Here is a 26,680-nt window from a genome sequence, read left to right as displayed (position 1 = left end):
TAGATTTCCATGCCTCAATTTTTCATAGAACGTCCCATCTTTGCCTGGGTGGTTGCGTTATTCATCACGCTGGCGGGGCTGTTGGCAATCCCGAACCTGCCCGTGGCCCAGTATCCGGAAGTGGCGGCGCCGTCGGTAACGATCACGGCCACCTATCCGGGGGCGTCGGCGCAGGATGTGTCCGAGCAGGTCACCAGCATCATCGAGGATGAGCTGCCGGGCGCGAAGAACCTGCTGTACTTCGAATCCGTGGCCGACTCGTTCGGCCAGTCGGAAACCACCGTGACCTTCCAGCCGGGTACCGACCCGGATATGGCTCAGGTGGACGTGCAGAACCGCGTGTCCAACGTGTCGGCATCCCTGCCCACCGCCGTGATGGAGCAGGGCCTGCGCTTCGAACAGAGCAGCGCCAGCTTCCTGCTGATCGCCGCGTTGTACTCGGAAGACGGTCGTCTCGACGCCGTTGACCTGGCCGATTACATCACCCGCAACCTGAAGAACTCGGTGTCGCGCGTGCCTGGCGTCGGCAAGTTCCAGCTGTTCGCGGCCCAGCGGGCCATGCGCGTCTGGCTGGACCCTGCCAAACTCACCGGCCTGAACATCAGTGTCAACGAGCTGAACCAGGCCATTCGCCAGCAGAACGTGGTGGTGCCGTCCGGTTCGCTGGGCGCGCCTCCCGTGGCCAGTGACCAGTCAACGACGTCCATCGTCATGGTGAGCGGTCAGCTGAAGACGCCGGAAGAGTTCGGCAACATCCTGCTGCGCGCCAACCCCGACGGTACGACGGTACGTCTGCGAGACGTCGCTCGCATCGAGCTTGGCCAGGACAGCTACCAGTTTGCCTCGCGTCTGAACGGCAAGGCCGCTGCTGCGTTCGCCATCCAGCTGACGCCGGACGGCAACGCGCTGGAAACGGCACAGGGCGTGCGCAAGGTGCTCGAGGAAATGGCGCCTTTCTTCCCGGATGGCGTGAAGTATGAAATTCCCTATAACACTGCTCCGTATGTCCAGGCGTCGATCCAGAAAGTGATCGAAACGCTGTTCGAAGCGCTGGTGCTGGTGTTCCTGGTGATGTTCCTGTTCCTGCAGAACGTCCGCTACACCTTGATTCCCGCGCTGGTGGTGCCGGTCGCCATTCTCGGCACGTTCTCGGTGATGCTGTTCCTGGGGTACTCGATCAACGTGCTCACCATGTTTGCCATGGTGCTTGCGATCGGGATTCTCGTGGACGATGCCATCGTGGTGGTGGAGAACGTCGAGCGCATCATGGCCGAGGAGGGCATATCGCCCAAGGAGGCCACCAAGAAGGCAATGCCGCAGATTTCCGGCGCCATCGTCGGTATCACGCTGGTGCTGACCACGGTGTTCCTGCCGCTGGGCTTCATGAGCGGGTCGGTGGGGGTGATCTATCGCCAGTTCGCTGTCGCCATGGCAGTGTCCATCCTGTTCTCGGCCTTCATGGCGCTGTCCTTCACGCCTGCGCTGTGCGTGACGCTGCTCAAGCCGATCAAGGGTGACCACCAGGCCGAGAAGAAGGGTTTCTTCGGCTGGTTCAACCGCCACTTCGACAACCTGACGCATCACTATGAGCGTGGCGTCGGCAAGATCCTGACGTGGAAGGGCCGCATGATGGTCCTGTTCCTGATCCTGGTCGTGCTGATGGGCTGGATGTTCATGCGTCTGCCTACCTCCTTCCTGCCGCAGGAAGACCAGGGCTTCGTCATTACCAACATCGAACTGCCCGCCGGCGCGTCGACCAACCGCACCAACGAGGTGATCAAGGAAGTGGAAGACTACTTCCAGGCGAACCCGTACGTGGAAAACATGGTGACGGTGCGCGGCTTCAGTTTCAACGGCAGTGGCTACAACGCCGCCATCGCCTTCGTGGTGCTGAAGGACTTCAAGGACCGCAAGGCGCCTGACGCCAGCGCCGAGGCCATTGCCGGTGCAAGTATGGGCAAGTTGCTGATGGGGATTCCCGATGCATTGGTCGTGACCGTCAACCTGCCTGCGATTCCGTCGCTGGGCAACGCCAGCGGTTTCGACTTCCGCCTGATGGACGTGTCCAGCCAGGGGACGGCGGCGCTGAATGCGGCGGCGGCCCAGATGCTGGGCTTGGCGGCAGGCAGCGACAAGCTGTCGCAGGTGCGTATCACCGGCCTCGGACCGGGTGCGCAGCTCACGCTGACGGTTGATCGTGTCAAGGCGGCGGCGCAGGGCGTGGACTTCTCCGAAGTCGCCGGCCTGATCTCCACCAGCCTGGGCTCCTCGTATCTGGGCAAGTTCCCGGATGCCGGCCGCATGCAGAACGTATGGGTGCAGGCAGATACTGCCTATCGCATGGAGCTCGATGAAATCCTCAAGCTCAGCGCGCGCAACCAGAAGGGCGAAATGGTGCCGCTGTCTACCTTCATCAGCTACGAATGGTCCAAGGGCCCGGTGCAGCTGGTGCGCTACAACAGCTTCCCGGCTGTGCGTATCGAAGGCAGCGCGGCAGAAGGCTATTCGTCGGGCGATGCCATGACGGAAATGGAAAACCTGATGAAGCAGTTGCCTGACGGGTTCTCCTATGCGTGGAACGGCCTGTCCTACCAGGAACAGGAAGCTGGCAACCAGACCTTCATCCTGATGGGCCTGGCGCTGTTGGTGGTATTCATGGTGCTGGCCGCCCTGTACGAAAGCTGGGCCATCCCGCTGTCGGTCATGCTGGTCGTGCCGCTCGGGGTGTTGGGTTCGGTACTGTTGGTTGGTGCCATGGGTATGGCCAACGACGTGTATTTCCACGTCGGTGTGATTACCGTGATTGGTCTGTCGGCAAAGAACGCCATTCTGATCGTGGAGTTCGCCAAGGACGCCTACGCCCGCGGCGCGACGCTGCTGGATGCCACCATGGAGGCGGCGCGCTTGCGCTTCCGTCCGATTCTGATGACGTCGCTGGCGTTCATCCTGGGCGTGGTGCCCCTGGCGCTGGCCACCGGCGCCAGCGCGGCCAGCCAGCGTGCGGTCGGTACCGGCGTGCTGGGCGGTATGCTTGCCGCGACGCCATTCGCTGTAGTATTCGTGCCTGTGTTCTTCGTTGTCGTCATGTCGATTTTCAAGACCCGTCCGCGCCTGCTGGGCGCACAGGCGGAAGCGGCTGCGGCAGAAGCACAGATAGACAAGGAAGAAGGGAATAAAGCATGACTATCAAGCAAGACTCGCAGCATGCCCTGAACGCTGGGCATGGCACGGGGCGGTTCTCGGTGCGTTTGCTGCCGCTGGCGCTGACTCTTGCGCTGGGCGCGTGCTCACTGGCTCCCACCTATGAGCGGCCGGAAACGCCCTCCGGGGCGACCTGGACCGCCAACCAGGCGGATACCGACACGGCCAGGACGGCGGCGGAGATCAGCTGGCAGGAATTCTTCCTCGACCCGCAGCTCAAGGCCTTGATCGGTATTTCGCTGGAAAACAACCGCGATCTGCGCGTGGCCCTGCTGCGTGTGGAAGAGGCGCGGGCGCAATACCGCATCCAGCGTGCCGACCAGCTGCCGAACATTGGCGTGAACGGCCAGGTGCAGCGCAGCCGCACGGCGGAACAGCTGCGTGCGGGCGGTCCGGACAGCCCGGCGTTGGGCACGGTCTACCAGGCCGGTCTGGCCATGACTTCCTATGAACTGGACTTCTTCGGCCGGGTGCGCAATCTCTCCGAGGCAGCCCTGCAACAGTACCTGGCTACTGAACAGGCGGCCAAGACGGCTCGCATCGCGCTGGTGACGGAAGTGGCGAATGCGTACTTCGCTGAACGCGCGGCGGAAACCCTGCTGGATCTGGGCCGCAAGACGCGCGAAGCGCGCCAGGCGTCCTACGAGTTGGTGCTGGCGCGCTTCGAAGGTGGGGTGGCTACCGAGCTGGAACTTAACCAGGCGCGTGGCCTGCGCGACGCCATTGACGCCGAGCTGGCCCAGCTGCAGCGCTCCTCCATGCAGGCCAAGAATGCCCTGGCCTTGTTGATCGGCCAGGAACTGCCGGCCGACCTGCCGGCGCCGGCGCCGTTCGGCAGCAGCCAGCTGATCACCAACATTCCCGTGGGCGTGCCTTCCTCGCTGCTGACGCAGCGCCCGGATATTCTGGGGGCCGAAAACCAGTTGCTGTCGGCCAACGCCAGCATCGGTGCGGCGCGTGCGGCATTCTTCCCCAGCATTTCCCTGACAGGCCAGTTCGGGACGGCCAGCACGCACCTGTCCGACCTGTTCGGCAGCGGTTCGGGCGCATGGTCGTTCGTGCCGGTGATCAATCTGCCGATCTTCACGGCAGGGCGCCTGCAGGCCAACCTGGACGTGGCGGAAGTGCGCAAGGATATCGCGGTTGCCAATTACGAGAAGACCATCCAGCAGGCTTTCCGCGAAGTCGCGGATGCGCTGGCCGGAGAGGCGACGTACGGTGATCAGCTGAAGGCGCTGCGGGCGCAGGAATCTGCTGCTGGCCGTACGCTGGAGTTGTCCAACCTGCGCTATGAAACCGGTGTGGACAGCTACCTGCAGGTGCAAACCGCGCAGATCTCGCACTTCTCTGCACAGCAGGCCGTGGTGCAGGCGGAAGCGGCGTCGCTGAACAACCGCGTGGCGCTCTACAAGGCGCTGGGCGGCGGCTGGCAGGCGGAAGACCTGGCGGCGGCGCAGCGCGTCGAAGCGGAAAACGCTGGTAGCTGAGCGCCGATCAAGGAAAGCAGCCATGGAACTGGGCGTTAATATTGATCACGTCGCGACGCTGCGGCAGCAGCGCGGTACTTCCTACCCTGATCCGGTGGAAGCCGCCCTGCGTGCCGAAGCCGCGGGTGCGGACCTGATCACACTGCATTTGCGCGAGGACCGCCGCCATATCCAGGATGCGGACGTAATAGCCTTGCGGCCGCAATTGCTGACCCGCATGAACCTCGAGTGCGCCATCACCGAGGAAATGCTGGCAATCGCTTGCCAGGTCAGGCCGGATGATGTCTGCCTGGTGCCGGAACGGCGTCAGGAACTGACGACGGAAGGCGGGCTCGATGTGCTGGGGCATGCAGCCCAGGTGCGCGATGCCGTGATCCGCCTGCAAGAGGCCGGCATCCGGGTATCCCTGTTTATCGACCCTGATGCTCGCCAGATCGAAGCGGCCCAGCAGGCTGGCGCTACGGTGATCGAACTGCACACCGGGGATTACGCCGAAGCCGAAGGCGAACGTGCGGTGCAAGCGCTGGCACGGCTGCGCCAGGCCGTCGGCCTTGCCAAGCAGGGTGGCCTGCGAGTCAATGCCGGTCATGGCCTGCATTACGACAATGTGCAGCCAGTCGCAGCCTTGCCGGGAATTTCCGAGCTGAATATCGGCCACGCGATCGTGGCGCGGGCGGTGTTCACCGGTTGGGAAGCAGCCATCCGTGAAATGAAAGGATTGATCGTACGCGCTGCTGTCGCGTAATACGCCGGCAACAGATAAACGCCATGGTGTGCTTGCACACCATGGCGTTTTTTTTGTGCTGTGCCAGGATAGGCTGAGCCAGCCGCTGCAGAGAATGAATGTATTGATTTTTGGCTTCGATAGTTTGTTTTAATTGTTATGAAAATTAAGAATTTATTTAAATGAAGTATCTGGGCCTGCTAATATTGATTAACAAAATACAGCCCTGGAAATAGTTTATTCGCTATTGGCACGTCCGATAACAATGTTTTATAGTGTTCGCTCGCATGTGAATCTAGGCTCGTGACGGGGGGTAAGGGTGTATCCGAATGGCGTGCCGGCTAATTACAATCATAAAGCTCCGGAAAGCACCTGGCAGCCGCCCGAGGGTAGCAATTACCTTTCCATTCTTGATCACATTCCAATAGCCGTATTCAGGCTGGATCTTGACGGCAGTATCGTCTGGTTCAATGCCGCCGCTGCCGCCTTGCTGGCTTTTCTGCCAGACAGGGGGCGCGGACAGCCCGTCGTCAGCATATTCCGCGAATATGGCTTCAAAGATCGCACGCCAGGGCCGGTGATGCTGCAGGCCCAGCACGAGCAATTCGACAAATGGCGCGAATTGGTTACCTGGGCTGCTACCCGAGGGGCGGTATGGCACGGAGCTAGGGAAGGCTCGGATTGTCAGTTTCGTTTATATCTGCTAAGTCATTCCGATGCGCCCGGTTATTACCTGTTCGCCGAAGAAGTCCGGGATCAGGATTTCATCCGCCATGAAAAAGGTTTCGACCTATTGACGGGATTGCCGAATCGCCTGATGGCCGAATCCTATTTCTGGCAGCAGAAGCGGTACATCAATGCGCATTACGTCCCCGGGCAGTTGCTTTATTACATCCTGATAGATCTCGATGAATTCAAGCAGATTAATAATCGCTATGGTCATCGAGTCGGCGATCAGGTTTTATTGGCAGTCTCGCAGCGATTGCGGCAAGCCGGACAGCAGCGCGGCTATCTGGCAAGACTCGAGAGCGATGAGTTCCTCATCATTTTTCCCCAGGCGGCTGAGCAGGAATTGCTGGGTTTGCTCGATGAACTGATATCGCAGATGACCGAGCCATTCTGGAGCGGCAGCCATCAATTGAATGTCAGTGCCAGCATCTCGGTCACGTCTCATGGCAAGGGCGATGAAAGCAATCTGGTGTTGAGCCTGAGCACCCGTTCCTTGGCAAGGCAGGAATGCGACGGCATGCGTTACCTGACCCCCAAGGCGGCGCATGACATCTACCGTCTGTCCACCTTGACCAAAGATATCGACCGCGCCATTCGCAATAACGAATTTTTCCTGCAGTACCAGTTGCAGATGGATGCCAGCGGACGTGAGGTACTGGGAGCAGAGGCGTTGATCCGTTGGCAACACCCGGATTTTGGCCTGGTGTCGCCGGGCGTGTTCGTGCCCCTGGTGGAGGATTCGCGCAAGTCAGCCGCGATGGGGTACTGGGTATTGCGCGAAGTCTGTCGCCAAAGCAGGATCATCCGTGAACGCATGGACCGGCGTCTGCGCATTTCCGTCAATATCACGGTGGAGCAGGTGCTGGAGGCCGATTTCTACGAGAAGCTGTGTGCCGTGCTCGAGGAATATGGCGTCGAACCCGCGGATATCGAGCTGGAAATTACCGAGACCATGCTGATCAGCGAGGTGGAAAGTGTACGCCAGACCTTGCAGCGGCTCAGTGCCAAGGGAATTTCCATTGCCCTGGATGATTTCGGCACCGGCTATTCCAGCCTGTCGCACCTGGTGCAGTTTCCCGTCAGCCGTCTCAAGATAGACGGCAGTTTCGTCAGCCAGCTACCTGACGATATGCATCATGGCGCGATCGTCCGGGCCATCATTGGCATGGGACGAAGCCTGGGCCTGCGGGTCGTGGCCGAGGGCGTGGAAACTGCCGCGCAGCGCGATTGGCTGGTGGCGGAGGGCTGCCATGAATTGCAGGGCTTCCTGTTCGCGCGACCACAGGACCCTGAGGCCATGATGGCGATGCTCGCCAGTTATCCGGGCGACTGAGCGTACTGCACGTATATCCGGCTGTGCACCCCGCCGCAGGGCTGGCAGCATGGCGCGGCGGCGCTGGCTTTGCGCTAAAGTAGCTGCATGGATAATCACGTCACTTCACAGCCTGTCGGCACCGACCAGATTCCCGGGGCTATCGCCGGCATGGGCATGGATTTGCTGCGCATCCCGCGCCTGGAGCAGACCATGGCGCGGCGCGGCGAACGCTTTGCGCAGAAAATCCTGGGGCCGGATGAATGGCTGGTTTACCAGCGCCGCAAGGCGCGCGATCCACGCCGCGGCTTGCGCTATCTGGCCACCCGTTTCTGTGCCAAGGAAGCCTTTTCCAAGGCAGTCGGGCTAGGGATGCGGCATCCGATGTGGTGGAACCGCATGCAGACGCTCAACCAGCGCTCCGGCCGGCCGGAGGTGGTCTTGGCGGGAGAACTGCTGGAGTGGTATGTTGCGCGTTTCGGCGCGGCGCACATCTCCCTGACGGATGAAACCGATCTGGCCGCCGCCACTGTCATCGTAGAAAAAAAGGTATAGCAAGTATGTCTGGCGTGGAATCCCGTAAAGAGCTGCTGCCCGGTCCTGTCATGGTGGACGTTGACGGGCTGACGCTGACCCCGGCGGAAGCCGCGCGCATTGCCCATCCGCTGACTGGCGGCGTTATCCTGTTCGCGCGCAATTACCGCGACCGCGCCCAACTTGAGGCGCTGACGGCGCAGATCCGCGCCGCCCGTCCCGGCCCGGTACTGATCGCTGTCGATCACGAAGGGGGGCGGGTGCAGCGTTTTCGCACGGATGGTTTCACTCATATTCCGGCCATGCGCGCCCTGGGCGAAGCCTGGGACCAGGACCCTTTCCTGGGGCAGCGCCTGGCCACGGCGGCCGGCTATGTGCTGGCTGCCGAATTGCGGGCCTGCGGCGTGGACTTGAGTTTTACGCCCGTGCTGGACCTGGATTACGGCGGCAGCCGGGTGATAGGCAAGCGCGCCTTGCATCGTGACCCTGCCATCGTCGCCAGCCTGGCGCGTGCGCTCAACCATGGGCTGTTGCTGGCCGGGATGGCCAATTGCGGCAAGCACTTTCCCGGTCATGGCTATGTGGAGGGCGATTCACACCACGAGATGCCGGTCGACGATCGCCACCTGGAAGCCATCCTGGCCGAGGATGGTGCGCCCTATGCCTGGCTGGGGGACGCCGTGGTGCCTTCAGTGATGCCCGCGCACGTGGTCTACCGCCAGGTGGATAGCCAACCGGCGGGCTTTTCGCGCCGCTGGATCCAGGAGATCCTGCGCGAGCGCCTGGGCTATGACGGCGTGGTTTTTTCGGATGACCTGACGATGGAGGCGGCGACCGCTGCCGGCGATATCCTGGCGCGCGCCGAGGCGGCGCTGGGCGCGGGTTGCGATATGGTGCTGGTGTGCAACCGACCCGACCAGGCCGATGAACTGCTGGCGCGTTTGCAGATGCCGGTAAACGAAACGGCAGCGGCGCGTATTCAGCGCCTGCTGCCGCGCAGCCAGGCCCTGGGTTGGGATGCACTGCAGGCCCAGCCCCTGTATCGCCAGGCGCGTCTGCAGGTGGACCAGCTGGCAAGCTTCCCGTCCGCGCAGCAGGTCGGTTGAGACGCATCGGGAACATCATGGATCGCAGTCCGGAAGTAGCGGGTGACGCCGCCGAAGGTGGTGAACCGTTCGACATCAAGGCCTTTCTGGCGCAGTTGCCCGGGCTGCCTGGGGTCTATCGGCACCTGGATGCCCATGGCGAAGTGTTGTATGTCGGCAAGGCCAAGGATCTCAAGAAAAGGGTTTCATCCTACTTCCAGAAAAACCTGGCCAGCCCCCGGATCGCCCTGATGGTGGCGCAGGTGGCCCGGATAGAGGTGACGGTAACGCGTTCCGAGGCGGAAGCACTGATCCTCGAGAACAACCTGATCAAGCAGCTCAAGCCGCGCTACAACATCATTTTCCGCGACGACAAGTCGTATCCGTATATACAGCTGAGCGCGCATGCCGCGCCCCGGCTGGCGTACTACCGGGGGTCCACCAGCGGCCCGGGGCGTTTTTTCGGACCCTATCCGAATGGCGGTGCGGTGCGGGAAACCATGCAGATCATCCAGAAGGTGTTTCGCCTGCGGACCTGCGAGGATGCTGTGTATGCCAACCGCTCGCGGCCCTGCCTGCTGTACCAGATCCATCGTTGTTCCGGCCCCTGTACGGGGCAGGTCTCGCTGGAGGAGTATCAGCAGGACGTACAGCGTGCTGCTGCATTCCTGGATGGCAAGGCGGAAGACCTGCTGAAGGAAATAGAACAACGCATGTTTGCTGCCTCGGAGGCGCTGGATTTCGAGGCCGCAGCCGTGCTGCGTGACCAGATGGGGGCGCTGGCCAGCATCCTGCACCAGCAGACCATGGAGGATGCCGATGCCGAGGATGCCGACATCATCGCCGTGGCCTGCGCCGGCGGCCGGACCTGCGTGAACCTGGCGATGGTGCGTGGCGGCCGGCACCTGGGCGACCGTGCCGTCTTCCCGGCGCAGGCTGGCGGTCAGCAGGAATCCCAGCCAGGCGAAATCCTGGCAGCGTTTGCCGCCCAGCACTATCTGGCGCATCCCCTGCCGCCAGTGCTGGTCTGTTCGCATGCCTGGCCGGACCCCGGCCTGCTGGATTTGCTGTCCGCCCAGGCCGGAAGAAAGTCGCGCATCGTGTTGCGCCCGCAGGGTATCCGCCGTTCCTGGCTGGAGCAGGCGCAACAGAATGCCGGGCTGGCGCTGGCCCGGGCGCTGAGCGAAAGCGGCGCCAGAACGGCGCGTACCCTGGCGCTGGCGGAAACGCTGGATCTGGATACCGATCCGGAAGCGTTGGATGCCCTGCACATCGAATGCTTCGATATCAGCCATACCGCAGGGGAGGCGACTCAGGCTTCCTGTGTGGTGTACGCCCACCACGAAATGCAGCCCACACTCTATCGCCGTTACAACATTGCCGGCATCACGCCCGGCGACGATTACGCAGCCATGAGGCAGGTGCTGTCGCGCCGCTTCGGCAAAGTGGCCGATGGCGACGCGCCGATGCCCGGGCTGGTGTTGATCGACGGCGGCCGCGGGCAGGTGGAAATGGCGCGCCAGGTGTTCAGCGAGCTGGGGCTGGATATCGGCACGCTGGTGGGGGTCGCCAAGGGCGAGGGGCGCAAGGTCGGTCTGGAAACCCTGGTTTTTGCCGATGGCCGCGAGCCGCGCGCCTTGGGCCTGGAATCGGCGGCGCTGATGCTGGTGGCGCAGATCCGTGACGAAGCTCACCGCTTCGCCATTACAGGCATGCGCGCCCGGCGCTCCAAGGCCCGCCTGGTGTCGCGCCTGGAAGAGATCGAAGGCGTCGGGGCACGCCGGCGCCAGCGCTTGTTGGCGCGTTTCGGCGGTTTTTCCGGCGTGGTACGCGCCAGTGTGGACGATCTTGCGTCTGTCGAGGGCATTTCCCTGGGCCTGGCGCAGCGCATTTACGACGCGCTGCACTAGGCCTGCCGAGGCAGGTTGGGCGTTTCCTGCCAACAGGCGCTAGAATGGCTCGAAGGGGCGACTGCGCTGCGGTCGCGCCTGACGCCGCGACCTGCCTGGGTTAGCATACGCCGTTGCCAATACCGTTGATTTTCCATGCCGCTGAATCTTCCCATTTTGTTGACCTGGTTGCGCATCGTCATGATTCCGCTGGTGGTCGGCATGTTCTATTTGCCCGAGTCCTGGCTGTCCGTGCCGGTGCGGGATGTTGTCGCGGCAGTGGCCTTCGTGCTGGCAGCGCTTACCGACTGGTTTGACGGCTGGTTGGCGCGCCGCTGGCAGCAGACCTCCGCCTTTGGGGCCTTTCTCGATCCCGTTGCCGACAAGCTGATGGTCAGCGCCGTCCTGCTGGTACTGCTGGATCTTGGCCGGGTGGATGTCTTCGTGTCGCTGATCATCATCGGCCGTGAATTGACGATTTCTGCGTTGCGCGAATGGATGGCGAAGATAGGCGCAGCCGCCAGCGTGGCGGTGCACCGCATTGGAAAATTCAAGACGGCGGCGCAGATGGTCGCGATTCCCTGCTTGCTGCTGGATAACGCAATCGCCTGGTTTCCTGCGCGCCAGATCGGCGGCGTGCTGATCATTATCGCCGCCATCCTCACGCTCTGGTCCATGCTGTTCTATATGAAGCGTGCCTGGCCCATCATCAGCGAGCGTTCTTCTTCCTGATAGCCAAGCTGGCGCCCGTAAGGGCGTTTTTTGTCGGGCCGCCCCAAGACAAAGATGCCCCCTGGGGGGGCAGCAAGCCGAAGACGCAGCGTGGGGGCCCTTTTGCCTTCGGCGGCCTGCTTGCCGCCGTGGTTGGGTTGGGTTGGGTTGGGTTGGGTTGGCCTGTCCAGGCTATTGGCGCGGGGTGCGGGCTGCGTCGGGTGCCGGCATGCCATGCGTGCCCCGCCACGGGTTGATATCCAGGCCTCCACGTCGCGTGTAGCAGGCATGGACACGCAGTTGCTCGGGGCGGCACTGGGCCATGATGTCGCGGAAAATCTGCTCCACGCATTGTTCGTGAAAGCCGGTGTGTGTACGGTACGAAACGATATAGCGCAACAGCGCAGCATGATCCATGGCGGGGCCCCGGTACTGGATCTGTACGCTGCCCCAGTCCGGTTGGCTGGTGACCGGGCAGTTGGACCGCAGCAGCCGCGAAACCAGGGTTTCCTCGATTGTGCCCGCGTCTGGCCGGCAGGCCAGCAGTTCGGGCGCCGGGTCGTAGCGTTCGATGTCAATATCCAGCCCGTCTATGCATTGCCCTGAAAGCTCCGCCAACGGTGGGGTAGCCATGTCCCCGGCCTCGAGTTGCAGCGCAACCTGCACCGGTGCCTGCGCCACCCTGGACAGGTCCCGGGCCAGCAGTTCCTGCAGCGTGGCGGCGCTGGCATGGCGGGCCTGGTTGTGACTGTTCAGGTACAGCTTGAAGGATTTCGATTCGATCAGGTTCGGACTATCGGCAGGGATGACGAAGCTGGCCGTGGCTACCAGTGGCTTGCCGCGTGCGTTCAGCCAGGAGAGCTCATAGGCGCGCCAGATATCCGCGCCCTGGAATGGCAGGACGGCAGCGTAGCCCAGCGCCTGGCGCGCCGCTTCCCGGGGGATGGCATGCAGGACGGTGGGGTCGTAATGGTCGGGGTAGCTGACGCTTTGGCCCAGCAATGTTGCGCCGGGCAATGGGGTGTGTGACATGGCAAAACCAGGGCGAAGAAGACAATGAGGAGGGCAAGAGCCGGGCAGCGGCTGGCGGTCGTTTGTCCGCCTGGGCCGCATGCTGCCCTGTTGGCTGCCGCCAGTGCATGGTAAGGCGCCCGCCCGAGAGAAAACGATACCCCATATTTTATATGGTGAAACGCAGGATTTATCTGATGAAAAATGTTTGCTGCGCTGCGAAAATTTGTTTTTCACATCTCGGATGTATCATTTCATAGTGTGGTTTGGTTCTGCTATCTTATTGATTTTTAAGGAAAAATTAATTCGTCCTGTGCAAGACTAATTGATATGTTGCGGCGCATATAAAACTTAGAATTTCTCCCAACGGTTTCAATTTTTTCATCGTCAATCCAAAGAAGCTGCTGAGGAGGCAAACCATGAGCACCCGCGAAAACCTGATCCGCGAACTGCAGAAAGACTGGGCGGAAAATCCGCGTTGGAAAGGCATCCGTCGTGATTACGACGCCGCCGAGGTGGTCCGCTTGCGCGGTACTGCCGGTATCGAACACACGCTGGCGCGCCGCGGCGCCGAAAAGCTGTGGCAGTTGCTGCATGAACAACCCTTCGTGAACGCGCTGGGTGCCCTGACCGGCAACCAGGCCATGCAACAGGTGAAGGCCGGCCTGAAGGCAATCTATCTGTCCGGCTGGCAGGTGGCGGGTGACGCCAACCTGGCGGGCGAGATGTATCCCGACCAATCGCTGTACCCGGCGAACTCGGTGCCCCAGGTGGTGCGTCGCATTAACAACAGTCTGCAGCGTTGCGACCAGATCCAGTGGATGGAAGGGCGCAACCCTGGTGATGAAGGCTATATCGACTACTTCGCCCCTATCGTGGCGGATGCCGAGGCCGGTTTTGGTGGCGTGCTCAATGCCTTCGAACTGATGAAGGCCATGATCGAGGCCGGTGCGGCGGGCGTGCACTTCGAAGACCAGCTGGCCTCGGCCAAGAAGTGCGGCCACCTGGGCGGCAAGGTGCTGGTGCCTACGCGTGAAGCGGTGGCCAAGCTGGCTGCTGCCCGCCTGGCGGCCGATGTGCTGAATGTGCCCACGCTGCTGGTGGCACGCACGGATGCCGATGCAGCGGATCTCCTGACCAGCGACGTGGACGAAAACGACCGTCCGTTCATCACCGGCGAGCGCACCGTGGAAGGCTTCTTCCGCACGCGTCCGGGCATCGAGCAGGCGATCTCACGTGGCCTGGCCTACGCCCCTTATGCCGACCTGGTCTGGTGCGAAACCTCGGTGCCCGACCTGGCTTATGCCCGCCGCTTCGCCGAGGCCATTCACCGCCAATTCCCGGACAAGCTGCTGTCGTACAACTGCTCGCCTTCCTTCAACTGGAAGAAGAACCTGGACGACGACACGATTGCCAAGTTCCAGCGCGAGCTGGGTGCCATGGGCTACAAGTTCCAGTTCATCACGCTGGCCGGCTTCCATGCCCTGAACTACGGCATGTTCGATCTGGCCTACGGCTATGCCCGCCGCAACATGAGCGCATTCGTGGAGCTGCAGGAAAAGGAATTCGCCGCTGGCGAGCGTGGTTTCACGGCAGTCAAGCACCAGCGCGAAGTGGGGACGGGGTATTTCGATGCCGTGACCCAGGCGGTCGAGGGCGGCGCTTCGTCCACTACCGCGCTGACGGGCTCGACCGAAGAGGCCCAGTTCGCCGCCCAGCATTGATGCGCGCAGGCCGTCTGTACCAGTATTGGCAGTAACAAGGCAGTAAAGTCCTCGCGCTTTCCGGTGGCGGCGCGAGGATCGCGCACGGTTTGCGGCAATTGCCGTCCCTGCGTTCTCGGGCAGGTGACCGTGCGCACGTGTTGGGCCGCTGCGGCTTTGGGCGGTAGCCATTGGGTGTAGAGGAGGCGGAATGCTGCGTGGGGCAGCGTTCCGGGAGACAGCCGCACCTGGATGTGCGGTGTTGACAGGTCGCCGAGGCAATTGCGCCGCAGGCGGTCAGCCAAAGAAAAATCCCGGCGGAGTGGTGTCCGCCGGGATTTTTTGTCGCCGGGCCGCCCCAAGGCAAAAACGTCCCCTTGGGGGGCAGCAAGCCGAAGGCGCGGCGTGGGGCCCATTTTTGTCGCCCGGTCCCGTTGTGGCGGGAGCCGGGCGGAGCAGGCTTGCCTTAGTTCGCGGCTTCCGCGTGCTGTTGCGCGTCCACCACGGCCAGCGCCGTCATGTTGACGATGCGGCGCACGGTGGCGCTGTTGGTCAGCACGTGCGCGGGCAGGGCGGCGCCCAGCAGGATGGGGCCCATGGCGACACCATGGCTGCCGGTCATCTTCAGCAGGTTATAGGTGATGTTGCCGGCATCCAGGTTGGGCATGACCAGCAGGTTGGCGCGGCCATTGAGCGTGCTATCCGGGAACGACAGCTTGCGGATTTTTTCCGACAGTGCGGAGTCCGCGTGCATTTCGCCATCGACTTCCAGGTCCGGCGCCTGTTGCGCCAGCAGTTCGCGGGCGAGCGCCATCTTGTTCGACGATTCGCTGGGGCGGCTGCCGAAGTTGGAGTGCGACAGCAGGGCGATCTTCGGCTCGACACCGAAGCGGCGCATTTCGTGCGCGGCCTGGATGGTGATGTCGGCCAGTTCCTCGGCGTTGGGATTCTCGTTGACGTGCGTGTCGGTGATGAACAGTGTCTGTTCTGGCAGCATCAGGACGTTGAGCGCGCCATAGGCCTTGATGCCGGGCTTGCGGCCGATCACTTCGTCGATGTAGCGCAACTGGTTGTCGTAGCGGCTGCTGACGCCGCAGATCAGCGCATCGGCATCGCCGCGCTTGACCAGCAGCGCGCCGATCAGCGTGTTGTGCTTGCGGATCATCGCCTTGGCGACCGCGGGCGTGACGCCATTGCGGCCCTTGAGCTGGTAGTAGGCTTGCCAGGTTTCGTTGAAGCGCACGTCATCCTCGGGGTCGACGACTTCGAAGTGCGTGCCGGCTTCCAGGCGCAGGCCCAATTTCTTGAGGCGCATGTCGATCACGGCAGGGCGGCCGACCAGGATCGGGAAGGCCAGTTTTTCGTCCACGACCGTCTGGACGGCGCGCAGCACGCGTTCTTCTTCGCCATCGGCGTAGATGACGCGCTTGGGTGCCTGGCGGGCCTGCTTGTAAAGCGGGCGCATCAGCTGGCCGGAGTGGTAGACGAAGGCCTGCAGCTCCTGGCGGTAGGCATCCATGTCCTGGATCGGGCGGGCGGCCACGCCGGATTTTTCTGCGGCCAGGGCCACGGCCGAAGCCACTTCCACGATCAGGCGGGGATCGAAGGGTTTGGGAATGATGTAGTCGGGGCCGAAGCTCAGTTCCTGGCCGGCATAGGCCAGGGCGACTTCATCATTCTGTTCCGCCTGGGCCAGCGCAGCGATGGCATGCACGCAGGCCAGCTTCATGTCTTCGGTGATGCGCGAAGCGCCGACATCCAGCGCGCCACGGAAAATGAAGGGGAAGCACAGGACGTTATTGACCTGGTTGGGGTAGTCGGAGCGGCCGGTGGCGATGATGCAATCCGGGCGCGCGGCCTTGGCCACGTCAGGACGGATTTCGGGCTCGGGGTTGGCCAGCGCCAGGATCAGCGGACGGTCGGCCATGGTCTTGACCATGTCGGCGGTCATGACGCCGGGGGCCGAGCAGCCCAGGAAGACGTCGGCGCCGGCGGTAACGTCGGCCAGCGTGCGGGCATCGGTCTGCTGGGCGTAGCGGGCCTTGTTGGGCTCCATGTTGGCGTCGCGGCCCACGGTGATTACGCCACGGGAATCGACGACATAGATGTTTTCGCGGCGGATGCCCAGGCTGACCAGCAGGTCCAGGCAGGCGATGGCAGCAGCGCCCGCGCCGGAGCAGACCAGTTTGACGGAGTCCAGCGGCTTGCCGACGATCTTCAGGCCGTTCAGGACGGCAGCGCCGGAAATGATGGCGGTGCCGTGCTGGTCGTCGTGGAACACCGGGATGCGCATGCGCTCGCGCAGCTTCTTCTCAATATAGAAGCACTCGGGCGCCTTGATATCTTCCAGGTTCACGCCGCCCAGGGTGGGTTCCAGCGCGGCGATGATGTCGACCAGCTTGTCCGGGTCGTTTTCCGCCAGCTCGATATCGAAAACGTCGATGCCGGCGAATTTCTTGAACAACCCGCCTTTGCCTTCCATCACTGGTTTGGCGGCCAGCGGACCGATGTTGCCCAGTCCGAGGACGGCCGTACCGTTGGTGATCACGCCCACCAGGTTGGCGCGCGAGGTGTAGCGGGCGGCGGCGGCGTTGCCTTCCGCATGGATGGCCATGCTTGCCGCGGCCACGCCGGGCGAGTAGGCCAGGGACAGGTCGTCCTGGTTGGCCAGCGGCTTGGTGGGAGTGACCGAGATTTTCCCGGGCTTGGGGTAGGCGTGGTAGTCCAGCGCCAGTTTGGTCAGATTTTCGTCCATGGACTTTCTGAAAGACAGGTGAGAAATTAGGGCCGTGCGTAGGTCTGCTGCGCCGGCAAGAGTCAAAAGATACTCGAAAACGAAGGCCTGCGGGCAGCTGTCATGTGTTGCGCTGCATTAACGGTTTTTGCGCTGCATGGCTGGAAGGCGTGATTTGGACTTATCGAACGGCATTTGTTTGGCATGTCACCGCTAAGTCTTAGCTACTGCTGCCATCGCGCCGCACAAAATTATTTTGGCGGGCCGCACTTGGACTAGAACGGGGCCAAAAATGGGCCTCAAGGCGTATGAAAGCGCTATACTGGACTGCAATACGGCTATTGAGGCTCGTTCACGTCGCCTTCTGCCCCGCTATCCGCTAACCGGTTTGGCCGTGTCGCGGAAGGTTTTCCTGCATCGTCAAGGGTGAAACGCCCGGAAAGGTGAAGCGTTACATGTCATCGCAAACAGAATCCCTGTCCTCCTCATACCTGTTTGGGGGGAACGCGCCATACGTAGAAGAACTCTACGAAACGTACCTGGACAATCCGGGTGCAGTGCCTGATAACTGGCGCACCTACTTCGACCAGTTGCAGCATCAGCCTGCAACCGATGGTCAGGAAGCCACGCGCGACAGGGCCCACGCTCCCATCGTCCAATCCTTTGCCGAACGCGCCCGGGCCAATGCCTTCGCCGTCCGTGTCCAGGAACCCGACCTTTCCGTCGCCAGCAAGCAGATCGTTGTCCAGACGCTGATTTCCGCCTACCGTTCGCTGGGCGCCCGCTGGGCCGAACTGGACCCGTTGAAGCGCCATGAGCGTCCGCAACTGCCGGAGCTCGATCCTGCCTTCTATGGCCTGACCGAATCCGACCTGGACCAAGTCTACGCCGCGACCGATACTTACTTCACCACCGCCGACCGGATGACGCTGCGCGACATCCTCAAGGCCCTGCGCGACACCTACTGTGGTTCCGTCGGCGCAGAGTTCATGCACATCTCCGATCCGAAGGCCAAACACTGGATCCAGCAACGCCTGGAATCGGTGCATTCGCATCCGGACCTGACCGTCGATCAAAAGCGCCATGTCCTGCAGCAGCTCACCGAGGCCGAAGGCTTGGAACGCTTCCTGCACACCAAGTACGTGGGCCAGAAGCGTTTCTCGCTGGAAGGCGGCGAAAGCTTTATCGTCGCCATGGACGAACTGGTGAACCACGCTGGTGAATCCGGCGTGCAGGAAATCATCGTCGGTATGGCTCACCGTGGCCGCCTGAACATGCTCGTGAACATCATGGGCAAGATGCCCGGCGACCTGTTCGCCGAGTTTGAAGGCAAGCACGCCGAAGGCCTGACCGATGGCGACGTGAAGTACCACAATGGTTTCTCCAGCGACCTGTCGACACGCGGTGGCCCCGTGCACCTGTCGCTGGCATTCAATCCGTCGCACCTGGAAATCGTCAACCCCGTGGTGGAAGGCAGCGTGCGCGCTCGCCAGGATCGCCGCGGCGACGTCAAGGGCGAACAAGTCCTGCCGGTGCTGGTGCATGGCGATGCCGCCTTCGCCGGCCAGGGCGTGGTCATGGAAACGCTGAACCTGGCTCAGACCCGCGGTTACGGCACGGGGGGCACGGTGCATCTGGTCATCAACAACCAGATCGGTTTCACGACTTCCGACCCGCGTGACTCGCGCTCCACGCTGTATTGCACGGACGTGGTCAAGATGATCGAGGCACCGGTGTTCCACGTGAACGGCGACGACCCCGAAGCTGTCGTGTTCGTGACCCGCCTGGCGCTGGACTATCGCCGCGAATTCAACCATGACGTCGTGGTCGATATCGTCTGCTTCCGTAAGCTGGGCCACAACGAGCAGGACACCCCGGCGCTGACGCAGCCCCTGATGTACAAGCGTATCGGCCAGCACCCCGGCACCCGTCAGCTGTATGCTGAAAAGCTGGAAAGCCAGGGTATCCTGCCGGCTGGCAGCGGTGACGAACTGGTTGCTGCCTATCGCCAGCTGATGGAAGACGGCCAACGCACCATCGAACCGGTGTTGACTAACTACAAGGGCAAGTACGCCACCGACTGGACCCAATTCCTGAACGCCAAGTGGACGGATCATGCCGATACCGGCGTGCCGCTGGCCGAACTCAAGCGCATCGGCGAAAAGCTGACGCAAGTGCCGGAAGGCTTTACGGTGCACCCGCTGGTGGCGCGCCTGCTCAACAGCCGTGCGGAAATGGCTCGTGGCGAGGTCAACCTCGACTGGGGTATGGGCGAGCACCTGGCTTTCGCCACCCTGGTGGCTGCCGGCTACCCGATTCGCATCACCGGCCAGGATTCCGGCCGTGGCACGTTCACGCACCGCCATGCCGTGCTGCACGACCAGAAGCGCGAGCGCTGGAATGACGGCATCTATATTCCGCTGCAGAACGTCTCGGAAGACCAGGCCCCGTTCACAGTGATCGACTCCGTGTTGTCCGAAGAGGCAGTGCTGGGTTTCGAATATGGCTATGCTTCGGCCGAACCCAACACGCTGACGATCTGGGAAGCCCAGTTCGGCGACTTCGTCAACGGCGCTCAGGTCGTGATCGACCAGTTCATCGTCTCTGGCGAAGCCAAGTGGGGTCGCCAATGCGGTCTGACCATGATGCTGCCGCACGGCTATGAAGGCCAGGGCCCCGAGCACTCCTCGGCCCGCATCGAGCGCTTTCTGCAATTGGGTGCCGACAACAACATCCAGGCCGTGCAACCGACGACGTCCGCGCAGATTTTCCACCTGCTGCGCCGCCAGATGATCCGTCAGTTCCGCAAGCCGCTGGTGATCTTCACGCCGAAGTCGTTGCTGCGCAACAAGGATGCAGGCTCGCCCCTGGAAGAACTGGCCAACGGCCATTTCCGTCCGGTGATCGGCGAAGTCGATACCGCCATCCAGCCGGAAAAGGTCAAGCGCCTGCTGGCTTGCTCGGGCAAGGTCTATTACGATCTGGTCCATGCCCGCCGCGAACGCAATGCGGAAGATGTCGCCATCGTCCGCGTCGAGCAGCTGTATCCGTTTGCGCACAAGGATTTCGCCGCCGAGCTGGCGAAGTACCCGAATCTTGCTGAAGTGGTGTGGGTGCAGGACGAACCGCAGAACCAGGGCCCCTGGTTCTACATCCAGCACCACCTGTATGAAAACATGAGCGCTGGCCAGAAGCTGAGCTACGCGGGCCGTCCCGCATCCGCTTCGCCTGCCGTGGGCTATCTCGCCAAGCACGTCGAGCAGCAAAAGGCCCTGATCGAACAGGCCTTCGGCAAGCTCAAGGGCTTCGTGCTGAGCAAGTAATCCATTCCGGAACAGAACCAATATCCATACAGGAAGAACATAATGGCCATTATCGACGTTGTTGTCCCGCAGCTTTCCGAGTCCGTCTCGGAAGCCGCCCTGCTCAACTGGAAGAAGCAGCCTGGCGAAGCCGTTGCCGCTGACGAGATCCTGATCGAAATCGAAACCGACAAGGTCGTGCTCGAAGTGCCTGCGCCCAAGGCTGGCGTGCTGGCCGAGATCGTCCGTGGTGACGGCAGCACCGTGACTTCCGGTGAACTGATCGCCAAGATCGACACCGAAGGCAAGGGCGCCGCCGCTGCTCCTGCCGCCGCTGCAGCCCCCGCCGCTGCCGCTGCTGCGCCGGCCGCAGCGCCTGCTGCTGCCAGCGCTGCTGGTGTGGCATCTCCTGCTGCTGCCAAGATCCTGGCCGAGAAGGGCGTCGAAGCCAGCTCGGTGGAAGGCTCCGGTCGTGGCGGCCGCGTGACCAAGGGCGATGCCCTGGCTGCCCAGGCGCCTGCCGCCAAGTCCGCCGCCGCTCCTGCTGCTGCCCAGCCGGTGCAGCTGTCGCTGGACGGCCGTCCGGAACAGCGCGTGCCGATGAGCCGCCTGCGTGCCCGCGTGGCCGAGCGCCTGCTGCAATCGCAAAGCGAAAACGCCATCCTCACCACCTTCAATGAAATCAACATGAAGGCAGTGATCGACCTGCGCAACAAGTACAAGGAGCGCTTCGAAAAGGAACACGGCGTCAAGCTGGGCTTCATGTCCTTCTTCGTGAAGGCCGTGGTTGCTGCGCTGAAGAAATACCCGATCCTGAACGCCTCGGTGGACGGCAAGGACATCATTTACCACGGCTACTTCGACATCGGTATCGCTGTCGGCAGCCCGCGTGGCCTGGTGGTGCCCATCCTGCGCAACGCTGACCAGCTGTCGATCGCCGAGATCGAAAAGCAGATCGCCGACTTCGGCAAGCGTGCCTCCGAAGGCAAGCTGGGCCTGGAAGAGCTGACCGGCGGTACCTTCTCGATTTCCAACGGCGGCGTGTTCGGTTCGATGCTGTCGACCCCGATCATCAACCCGCCCCAAGCCGCGATCCTGGGCATCCACGCCACGCGTGAACGCCCGGTTGTGGAAAACGGCCAGGTCGTGATCCGCCCGATCAACTACTTCGCCATGTCGTACGACCACCGCATCATCGACGGCCGCGAAGCCGTCCTGGGCCTGGTCGCCATGAAGGAAGCGCTGGAAGATCCGCAGCGCCTGCTGCTGGACCTGTAAGCACCAGCATGGCCCCGGCAGTGCCTGCCGGGGCCGGTCATTCGCAGCAGCCGCCGCGAGCGGGCTGCGTCCCCGAGGCTGCCGTTCCATGCACCAGGCATGGCCGGCACGCCGACACTAGCGAGAGATTCCTCAATCATGTCCAAGCAATTTGATCTTGTCGTCATCGGCGCAGGCCCTGGCGGCTACGTGGCTGCGATCCGCGCCGCGCAACTGGGTCTGTCCGTGGCTTGCGTCGATGCCGCAGAAAATGCCAAGGGCGGTCCTGCGCCTGGCGGCACCTGCACCAACGTCGGCTGCATTCCGTCCAAGGCACTGCTGCAATCGTCCGAGCATTTCGAACAAGCCAATCACCACTTTGCCGAGCACGGCATCGAAGTGAAGGGCGTGTCCCTGAAGCTCGACAAGCTGATCGGCCGCAAGAACGAAGTCGTCAAACAGAACAACGAAGGCATTCTGTACCTGTTCAAGAAGAACAAGGTCACCTTCTTCCACGGCCATGCGGCATTTGCCGGTCAGGTCGAGGGCGGCTGGTCCATCAATGTGACCGGCAAGACCGAGGAAAACCTGGTTGCCCGTCATGTGATCGTGGCGACGGGTTCGGCTCCGCGCGAACTGCCAGGCGTGCCCTTCGACGAAAAGATCGTCCTGTCCAACGACGGCGCCCTGAGCCTGGACGCAGTGCCCGGCAAGCTGGGCGTGATCGGCGCGGGCGTGATCGGCCTGGAAATGGGCAGCGTGTGGCGCCGCCTGGGTTCCGCCGTGACCGTGCTGGAAGCGGCTCCCGAGTTCCTGGCGGCTGCCGACCAGCAGGTTGCCAAGGAAGCCTTGAAGGCTTTCACCAAGCAGGGCCTGGACATCCAGGTTGGCGTGCAGATCAGCGAAATCAAGCCTTCCGCCAAGAAGGTCGATATCAGCTACAAGAATGCCGCTGGTGAAGAGCAAAAGCTGACGGTCGACCGCCTGATCGTGTCGATCGGCCGCGTGCCGTTCACCGCTGGCCTGAACGCTCCGGCCGTGGGCCTGACCCTGGACGAGCGCGGTTTTGTCGCCGTGGACGCGGAATGCCGCACCAACCTGCCCAATGTGTGGGCGGTGGGTGACGTGGTGCGCGGCCCGATGCTGGCGCACAAGGCCGAAGAAGAGGGCGTGGCGGTTGCCGAGCGCATCGCCGGCCAGCATGGCCATGTCAACTTCGCGACCATTCCGTGGGTGATCTACACCTCGCCGGAAATCGCCTGGGTGGGCCAGACCGAGCAGCAGCTCAAGAAGGAAGGCCGCGCCTACAAGGCGGGCAGTTTCCCCTTCCTGGCCAACGGCCGTGCGCGTGCCCTGGGCGACACCACCGGTTTCGTGAAGGTGCTGGCTGATGCCAAGACCGACGAAGTCCTGGGTGTGCATATCGTTGGCCCGGTTGCTTCCGAGCTGATCGCCGAAGCCGTGACCATCATGGAATTCCGTGGCGCCGCTGAAGACATCGCCCGCATCTGCCATGCTCACCCGACCCTGTCGGAAGCCATGAAAGAAGCTGCGCTGGCCGTGGACAAGCGTGCATTGAACTTCTGATTCCAGCCCGCCTCGGGCGGGTGATTGGACTCCAAGCCCCCTTCCGCGAGGATGGGGGCTTTTTTCATGGGGCGGGCCTGCCGCTGTTCACTAGGATGCCCAGGCCGCCGCGGCTAGGCCTGCGCTGGCGCGGGATGGCGTATGGCGAGCAGGCCGGCGATGGCGAGCAGGCACGCCACACCTGCGCCCAGCATGGCCAGGTGGAAGCCGCTGGTCATGGCTGAGGTATAGAGCCCGGCCAGTTGCGCGCCGGCGTCAGCCGGGAACTGATGCTGGTTGATGGCGAGATGGGCCAGGGCGGCGGCGTCCGGCAACCCGGCCTCGGTGGCGCTGTGCGTGAGCTGGCGGATAGCCTGGCTGCTCATGAGGGCGCCCAGCAGCGCGATGCCGAGTGTCATGCCGGCCTGGCGCAAGGCATTCATGGTGGCCGAGACCGAGCCGGCCTGTTCTGCCGGAGCCATGCCCATGATGACCAGGCTGGTGGCAGGAACTGCCAGTCCGGCACCTGCGCCCAGCAGCACCAGGTTGATGCCGATGAACCAGTAGGGCGTGTTGGCATCGCAGAACATCATGGCAAACATGGCCAGGGCGGTCAGGGCGTAGCCGCTGATCATCAGGGTGCGTACCGGCAGCCACATACCCAGCCGCCCGAACAGCATGGACAGGCAGCCGGTGACAAAGAACTGCGGCATCATGCGCCAGCCGGTTTCGACCGGCGACCAGCCGTGGATCTGCTGCAGGTAGATCGAAAAGAAGAACAGGCTGCTGTAGTAGGCGAAGCCCAGCATGAAGGAAGCATTGTTCGCCAGGACAAAGGCGGACTGGCGAAACAGTTGCAAAGGCAGCAAGGGGCGTGCCACGCGGCGTTCCACGACGGCAAACAGGATGAAGCCGAGCACGGCCACGCCCAGCGCCAGCAGGATGGCCGGATTGCCGAAACCGATGTCGCCGGCCTGGATCAGGCCATAGGCCAGCGCGCCCAGGGCGATGACGCTCAGGGCCTGGCCCCAGGGGTCACGGGCCGCGTGGTCAGGAAAACGGCGCTCAGGTATGCCCCAGGCTCCCAGCGCGATGGCAAGCAGGCCCAGGGGCAGGTTGATGAGGAAGATGCTCTGCCAGCCCAGGCCGTGCAGCAGCAGGCCGCCCAGCAGCGGTCCGAGGATGAGCGCCAGAGCGCAGAAGGCCGACCAGCCGCCGATGGCGTTGGCGCGGGCCTTGGGATCCGGGAAGAGGTGGGTCAGGATGGGCAGGGCGCCGGCAATCAGCAGGGCAGCCGATACGCCCTGGATGGCCCGGCCGGCCAGCAGTACAGCCAGCGTCGAGGCCAGCCCGCAGATTGCCGAGCCGACCGTGAACAGGACGACGCCTGCCAACCAGGCCCGTTTGTGCCCGTGGCGGTCAGCTGCCGGGCCAGCGGACAGCATGAACGCCGAGAGGCAAATGGCATAGGCATTGACCACCCATTGCAAGCCGGCAATATCGGTTTGCAAAGCGGTTTGCATGGTGGGCAGGGCGACGTTGACGATGCTGATATCCAACGTGGCGAGAAACGTGCCGAGATACGCGGCGGCAAGTGCGGCGCGGCGGCGTGCAGTATTCATGGCGAGGGATTCCTGGGCATGTGGAAATGCGAATAGTTATCTATATTTGCGTTTATGTTATCAATCGACCGACCGTCGGTCAATTCAATGTTCGATTTTTCAAAGACCTTGTGAGAAGATTGGAATGCGGCGGGCGTCTGAGTAGCGCCTTAGCCCCGCATGGTGGCGCGATGGATCTACTCCGGGATAAACCGCGCAACCGATGGCTTGATCGCGGTGCGTTCCGTCGAGGTTGCGCCCTTTGTTATGGTGCTGATTGGCCGTTGCGAACGCTTGTTACCGTTGCCCCGGAAGCCCGGAAGCCCGGAAGACTGAGGAACGGCCGGGCCACACAGCGGCCGCAGGCCTGGGCAGTGCGGCACGGCAAGGGTAGCGAAGCAGAGCAAGGTGCAGTAAGCAGGACAGGCGCAGACAAGCTTGGCGCCGGGGCCGCGCAGTCGTCCCGCTGCGTGGGTTGTTGACGGGCGGAGCGCAGCCACCAGCCGACGGAGATTGCGTGCACGTGTCGTGGTTTTGACAGGATTTTCAGGGATGTCTGTGGTTCTGCTGCCAACAGGCCCTTACAATCGCTCTTTTGAGCGGAAGATGATGGCACAGCCCGGTGCATCTCACGCTTTGTTCGCGAATGCCATGGAGTGATGGGCGCATGAATGTCATCGAGTACTACGAACATGCTCTGGCCGAGCGCGGTTACAAGCCGGACGCTGCCCAGCGCAAGGCGATAGAGCGGCTGCAGCGTTATTACGAAGATTGGGAAGTCTATCTGAAACGCGGCGGTGGCCTGTTCGGGCGCCTGTTCCGGCGGCACGAGCCCGCTCCGCGCGGGGTCTATTTCTGGGGCGGTGTCGGACGCGGCAAGAGCTTCCTCATGGATGCCTTCTTCGAAACCGCGCCCGTGGAACGCAAGGGCCGACTGCATTTCCATGAATTCATGCGTGGCGTCCACAAGGAACTGGAATCGGTCAAGGGGATGGAAGATCCGCTGGACGAAGTGGCGCGGCGTGTCGCGGACAAATACCAGCTGATCTGCTTTGACGAGTTCCACGTGTCGGATGTCGCGGACGCGATGATTCTCTACCGCCTGCTGCTCAAAATGTTCGAGTACGGCGTGTCCTTCATCATGACCTCCAACTACGAGCCTTCCACGCTGTATCCGGAAGGCCTGCACCGTGATCGCATCCTGCCAGCCATCGCGCTGATCAAGGAGCGCATGGACATCATGAACGTGGATACCGGCGTGGACTACCGCCAGCGTGCGCTCGAGCAAGTCGAATGCTATTACGCGCCGCTGGGGCCGCAGGCCGATGCCCACATGGAAAAGGCCTTCGCGCATTTTGCGCGCACGCCAAGCCAGGAGCCGCCGGTGCTGGAAGTCGAGCATCGTCAGCTTACGGCGGTGCGGCTGGCCGAAGACGTCGTGTGGTTCGATTTCGCGACCCTGTGCGACGGCCCACGCTCACAGAACGACTACCTGGCGCTGGCGGCGCGCTTCGAGGCCGTGCTGCTATCGGATGTACCACGCATGACCGCACGCGATGCGTCGGCGGCGCGACGCTTCACCTGGCTGATCGACGTCCTGTATGACCACAAGGTGAAGCTGGTCATGTCGGCCCAGTGCGAGGCCGAGGAACTATATGTCGATGGCCCCATGGCCAATGAGTTCCATCGTACCGTGTCGCGCATCGTGGAAATGCAGTCGCGCGAGTACCTGGAGAGCGAGCGCCGAATGGTGTCTGCGCTTTGATCCTGTGGTTGGCGGGGGCGCATGGCAGCGCGCACACCGTACCGGCGGGCTGTATTCCCGGCTGCTGCC

16 protein-coding genes are annotated in these 26,680 nt (G+C 62.6%); 13 read left to right on the top strand and 3 right to left on the bottom strand.

Going from position 1 to position 26,680, the window contains the following annotated elements; genetic code table 11:
- Window positions 1–9 precede the first annotated feature (9 nt).
- The 8 genes from ACEW7X_RS11330 to pgsA all read left to right on the top strand — a co-directional run bounded on the left by ACEW7X_RS11330 (window position 10) and on the right by pgsA (window position 11,693).
- Window positions 10–3,183, top strand: a complete 3,174-nt coding sequence (locus ACEW7X_RS11330) for an efflux RND transporter permease subunit (RefSeq protein ID WP_068370202.1) — start codon at window positions 10–12, stop codon at window positions 3,181–3,183.
- Window positions 3,180–4,688: an efflux transporter outer membrane subunit gene (locus ACEW7X_RS11325; protein ID WP_130487801.1), complete on the top strand. Its 1,509-nt coding sequence runs from the start codon at window positions 3,180–3,182 to the stop codon at window positions 4,686–4,688. The genes ACEW7X_RS11330 and ACEW7X_RS11325 overlap by 4 nt, the downstream gene beginning before the upstream one ends.
- A gap of 22 nt (window positions 4,689–4,710) precedes the next feature.
- Entirely contained in the window at window positions 4,711–5,433 is a 723-nt protein-coding gene (gene pdxJ, locus ACEW7X_RS11320; protein ID WP_068370201.1) for a pyridoxine 5'-phosphate synthase, read from the top strand.
- Window positions 5,434–5,746: 313 nt separating this feature from the next.
- A complete protein-coding gene (locus ACEW7X_RS11315; protein WP_165390076.1) occupies window positions 5,747–7,474 on the top strand; it encodes a putative bifunctional diguanylate cyclase/phosphodiesterase in 1,728 nt (575 codons plus the stop codon).
- Between the two features lie 87 nt (window positions 7,475–7,561).
- Window positions 7,562–8,008: a holo-ACP synthase gene (gene acpS, locus ACEW7X_RS11310; protein WP_068370196.1), complete on the top strand. Its 447-nt coding sequence runs from the start codon at window positions 7,562–7,564 to the stop codon at window positions 8,006–8,008.
- 5 nt (window positions 8,009–8,013) lie between these two features.
- Window positions 8,014–9,093 (top strand): beta-N-acetylhexosaminidase, encoded by a 1,080-nt coding sequence (nagZ, locus tag ACEW7X_RS11305; RefSeq protein WP_068370194.1) that lies wholly within the window; start codon window positions 8,014–8,016, stop codon window positions 9,091–9,093.
- A 17-nt stretch (window positions 9,094–9,110) separates the two neighbouring features.
- The gene (gene uvrC / locus ACEW7X_RS11300) at window positions 9,111–10,982 is read left to right on the top strand and encodes an excinuclease ABC subunit UvrC (RefSeq protein WP_253102234.1); all 1,872 of its coding nucleotides are present in this window, start codon (window positions 9,111–9,113) and stop codon (window positions 10,980–10,982) included.
- Between the two features lie 135 nt (window positions 10,983–11,117).
- Entirely contained in the window at window positions 11,118–11,693 is a 576-nt protein-coding gene (gene pgsA / locus ACEW7X_RS11295) for a CDP-diacylglycerol--glycerol-3-phosphate 3-phosphatidyltransferase (RefSeq protein WP_068370190.1), read from the top strand.
- A 171-nt stretch (window positions 11,694–11,864) separates the two neighbouring features.
- Here pgsA and queF read toward each other — a convergent pair whose 3' ends face one another.
- Window positions 11,865–12,704 carry an NADPH-dependent 7-cyano-7-deazaguanine reductase QueF gene (queF, locus tag ACEW7X_RS11290; protein WP_068370187.1) on the bottom strand — a complete coding sequence of 280 codons (840 nt, stop codon included), beginning with the start codon at window positions 12,702–12,704 and terminating at the stop codon, window positions 11,865–11,867.
- Window positions 12,705–13,102: 398 nt separating this feature from the next.
- On the opposite strand from queF, the gene aceA reads away from it, so the two are divergent.
- Window positions 13,103–14,407, top strand: coding sequence for an isocitrate lyase (gene aceA / locus ACEW7X_RS11285; RefSeq protein WP_068370185.1), 1,305 nt, complete (start codon window positions 13,103–13,105; stop codon window positions 14,405–14,407).
- A gap of 445 nt (window positions 14,408–14,852) precedes the next feature.
- On the opposite strand, the gene ACEW7X_RS11280 is transcribed toward aceA, so the two are convergent.
- The gene (locus tag ACEW7X_RS11280; protein ID WP_068370184.1) at window positions 14,853–17,141 is read right to left on the bottom strand and encodes an NADP-dependent malic enzyme; all 2,289 of its coding nucleotides are present in this window, start codon (window positions 17,139–17,141) and stop codon (window positions 14,853–14,855) included.
- A gap of 434 nt (window positions 17,142–17,575) precedes the next feature.
- Between ACEW7X_RS11280 and ACEW7X_RS11275 the strand changes: the two genes are divergently transcribed.
- From ACEW7X_RS11275 to lpdA, 3 genes are all read left to right on the top strand, one after another.
- Window positions 17,576–20,443, top strand: coding sequence for a 2-oxoglutarate dehydrogenase E1 component (locus ACEW7X_RS11275; RefSeq protein ID WP_130487804.1), 2,868 nt, complete (start codon window positions 17,576–17,578; stop codon window positions 20,441–20,443).
- 42 nt (window positions 20,444–20,485) lie between these two features.
- On the top strand, window positions 20,486–21,700 hold the full coding sequence (gene odhB / locus ACEW7X_RS11270; protein ID WP_127774713.1) for a 2-oxoglutarate dehydrogenase complex dihydrolipoyllysine-residue succinyltransferase: 1,215 nt from the start codon (window positions 20,486–20,488) through the stop codon (window positions 21,698–21,700).
- Window positions 21,701–21,838: 138 nt separating this feature from the next.
- Window positions 21,839–23,266 carry a dihydrolipoyl dehydrogenase gene (gene lpdA / locus ACEW7X_RS11265; protein ID WP_068370176.1) on the top strand — a complete coding sequence of 476 codons (1,428 nt, stop codon included), beginning with the start codon at window positions 21,839–21,841 and terminating at the stop codon, window positions 23,264–23,266.
- A 113-nt stretch (window positions 23,267–23,379) separates the two neighbouring features.
- Here the strand turns inward: lpdA and ACEW7X_RS11260 are convergent, their stop codons facing one another.
- The gene (locus tag ACEW7X_RS11260; RefSeq protein WP_253102232.1) at window positions 23,380–24,867 is read right to left on the bottom strand and encodes an MFS transporter; all 1,488 of its coding nucleotides are present in this window, start codon (window positions 24,865–24,867) and stop codon (window positions 23,380–23,382) included.
- 646 nt (window positions 24,868–25,513) lie between these two features.
- Here ACEW7X_RS11260 and zapE point away from each other — a divergent pair.
- Complete coding sequence (gene zapE / locus ACEW7X_RS11255; protein ID WP_127774710.1) at window positions 25,514–26,611, top strand: cell division protein ZapE; 1,098 nt, start codon at window positions 25,514–25,516, stop codon at window positions 26,609–26,611.
- Window positions 26,612–26,680 lie beyond the last annotated feature (69 nt).

The sequence above is a fragment of the Kerstersia gyiorum genome (assembly GCF_048595715.1).
In the GTDB taxonomy this organism is placed as follows: domain Bacteria; phylum Pseudomonadota; class Gammaproteobacteria; order Burkholderiales; family Burkholderiaceae_B; genus Kerstersia; species Kerstersia gyiorum.
The sequence above is the reverse complement of the archived record's forward strand: the minus strand, read 5'-3'. Positions and strand labels throughout refer to the sequence as shown.